At 30.0% G+C, this 2,977-nt stretch carries 3 protein-coding genes; 1 reads left to right on the top strand and 2 read right to left on the bottom strand.

The features are described 5' to 3' along the window. Positions 1–17: 17 nt before the first annotated feature. Positions 18–818, bottom strand: coding sequence for a hypothetical protein (locus ITB9_RS06295; RefSeq protein WP_148638388.1), 801 nt, complete (start codon positions 816–818; stop codon positions 18–20). A 164-nt stretch (positions 819–982) separates the two neighbouring features. Then, positions 983–1,939: a hypothetical protein gene (locus ITB9_RS06290; protein WP_054851583.1), complete on the bottom strand. Its 957-nt coding sequence runs from the start codon at positions 1,937–1,939 to the stop codon at positions 983–985. A gap of 338 nt (positions 1,940–2,277) precedes the next feature. Here ITB9_RS06290 and ITB9_RS06285 point away from each other — a divergent pair, with 338 nt between their 5' ends. Further along, complete coding sequence (locus ITB9_RS06285; protein WP_054851582.1) at positions 2,278–2,940, top strand: class I SAM-dependent methyltransferase; 663 nt, start codon at positions 2,278–2,280, stop codon at positions 2,938–2,940. Positions 2,941–2,977: the final 37 nt, after the last annotated feature.

Below are 2,977 nucleotides of genomic sequence, written 5' to 3'. Positions count from 1 at the left end.
TTTGTTACCCACAGTTATTAGTTCGATGTTGTTGTTTCTGTTCCAGTTTCAAAATCATAGGTTATTGTCGCACTATTCGGAATATTTTCCCAAGTGTTCATAATTTCATTTTGGTCTGAAACTTTTGTTAGTTTTACTATTAAACCTCCAACATTATTACTCACAGCAGTTGCTCGAACTCCGACAACTTTATATTCTTTTACAATTTTTGAGTCAGAAATAAAATCATCTGTATTTGCTGTTAAACCAGAATATGTTTCGGTCATTTCAACAACTTGGTCGTCTCCATCTGTCGTTATAAATGTCGCTTGAAATTCATAAGGCTCGTTTGGTCCTAAAGCAGCAATATCAACCGTAAATTCAAGGTTGTAATCTTGAAATTGAGTTAAGTCAACTGTTGCATTTTGATTTTTACTAAATGTTTCAATTAAAGTTCCTTCTCCAGTTATTTCAGTTCTCCATTTTAGAGTTGATTCATTAAGTTCTAAAATCTCTAAAACATAGTTTTCTAATCCAGCGTCTGAATCATCCCAAGCGATTGTTAATGTTGTTCCATTTTCAGTCCAATCTCCAAATTCAGAAATATCTTCTCCGCTATTTCCGAAACCTTCGTAGATAAATTCTACTCGATTATCAGTTGTAAATTTTAAAATACTATTGTCTGGAACTCCTGTATTATTTCCATTAAATGTACTTGAAATTCCATACCAAGTTCCGATTAAGTCACTATTGTTTCCGTTACTGTTTTCATCATCAGATGAACAAGATAAAATTGTAATTCCTAAAATAATTGTAAGTAATAAATTAAGTTTTTTCATTGCGTAAAATTTGGTTTTTAATTGTGGGTAACGGTATTGTGTATGATTAGTGGCGTGTTTAAGCACATAATTTAGCAAATAAAAACCAGATAGAAAATCCGCGAGGATTTTCGTAAGTAGGCGAGAACTAGCCATTAATTATACACGGTGTTGCCACCAGTTTTTTATTCTTCTGCACGTTTCTTTTCAACTTTCAGAATGTTATTTTGAATGTCCTTCATTATTATTTTACCCCACCAACCAGCATAAAAATTAAAAGTAGTGTTCATTTTGAAATTACTATATAAATGCAAACGATATTTTCCTTCGGTCAGCTTTTCAAGCTCATAAGTTCCATTTAATACATCAAAATATTCTCCTCCGATTAGAATGTGCTCGTCAAGAGTTGTTGATGGAATTTCATAAGTATTTGCCTTAATTGAAAAGACCATTTTCTTATTTTCTTCATATTCCGTAACTGTTTCTCTGAAAATTAGTCCATTAGTGAAAATCGCTTCTCGATAAGCACCAATTCCGTTATAATTCAATTCAGCTTTTAAAGGTCTCGGAAATCCTAAAAATTCTGTCAAATATCCAGTATCTTCTTCTTTTTCAATAGTTCTGACTCTTGTTACATTTTCCCATATTTTCTCTGCACTTGAATTAATATCTATGTAAGTATATGCTTTATATGTCCCTGGAATCTTTTCAATTAATTGTTCGACTGGTGAAATTAGGAATGGAATAAGAATCAGTAACGAAACGTTTAGTCTGTCATTTCTTCTTTTTAACTTTAAATAACCTCCTATTAATCCTCCAATTGATGCAGCTATCAAGAAAACTGGAAGAATCATTAACCAACAAGCCCAACCTTCAATTGCTAAAGCAAGTGTGATGATAAGAAATAAAATTATTGGAATCCAAGGTGTAAAAATTCGATACCATAATTTTTGAACTTTATTTTTATCTGATAGGTAAACTGTTAATGCACCAACTATTGTTGGAAGAAGAAAAAGGAAAGTAACTGACATTACAGAAAATAATTCATTCCAATCTTTCACTCCGAAAGCTAATCTTAAAACTATTGCGTAGAGAGTTGGAATTCCAATTGCAATAAGTATGTTCTTTAATTGTCTGTTCATTTTTTAAATTGGTGGCAACTGGTTATATGACAACTAATATAGTTGTTTTTGGGGTTATATTTCCCGTTATGACAACTTTTTGTGACTTATATCAAATAATTGTCTTTTTATTATTATTGTTTATTGATAGCTAAATTATAATAATGCACTTGTAAATTCAATACGTATAACTACGTGTTTTTAGCCATTGTTTATTTTGTGTTTAGATAGGTGCTTGTATTTAATTACTTAATTTTTACAAAATAAACTGTCGCTAACATTAAATGTTTTTTTACTTATTTGTAGGTTTGTTATAAGGTAAGTAAAATAGTTTTTAATAAAAATTTTACTGGTTATTAATGACAAAAACACGAACAAAACAACCTTGGCCAACTAAAAAGGCAATGGAGCAGGTTTATGAAATGAAACTTTGGGGAAACAATAACACCCAGTTTTATTCTGGAGAAGGGTCTCATGATCCAGAAATTATTAGGCCTTATTTAGAGGTTGTGCTCACCTTTTTTAAATCTTTTAAAACTCCATTAGCGGTTTGTGATTTAGGTTGTGGAGATTTTAATATTGGGAAACATTTAGTTCCTTTTACAAAGATATATCATGCAATAGATATCGTTGAAAATTTAATAGATTATAATAATGCTAAATATAAAGCTGAACATTTAGATTTTAAATGTTTGGATATTGCGGTTGATGAATTGCCTGATGGAGATTGTGCCATTATTAGACAAGTTTTACAGCATTTATCTAATACAGAGGTGAAAAATGTACTTAAAAAACTAATAAAATATAAATACATTATTCTAACCGAACATCTTCCAAATTCGGCGTTTGTACCAAACTTAGATATTATTTCTGGTCAAGGTATTAGAATAAAAAAGAAGAGTGGTTTAAATATTTTAGAAGCACCTTTTAATTTTAAAGTAACCTCAGAAACACAATTAATGTCGCATGTTTTAAAACACAATAAAGGTCTTATTGTGACAACTTTATATCAAGTTTTTTAAAATAGAATGTAGTTAATCTTTAAGTTTTGATAATAAA

It is taken from the genome of Olleya sp. ITB9 (genome assembly GCF_001315805.1).
Classification (GTDB): domain Bacteria; phylum Bacteroidota; class Bacteroidia; order Flavobacteriales; family Flavobacteriaceae; genus Olleya; species Olleya sediminilitoris.
The sequence above is the reverse complement of the archived record's forward strand: the minus strand, read 5'-3'. Positions and strand labels throughout refer to the sequence as shown.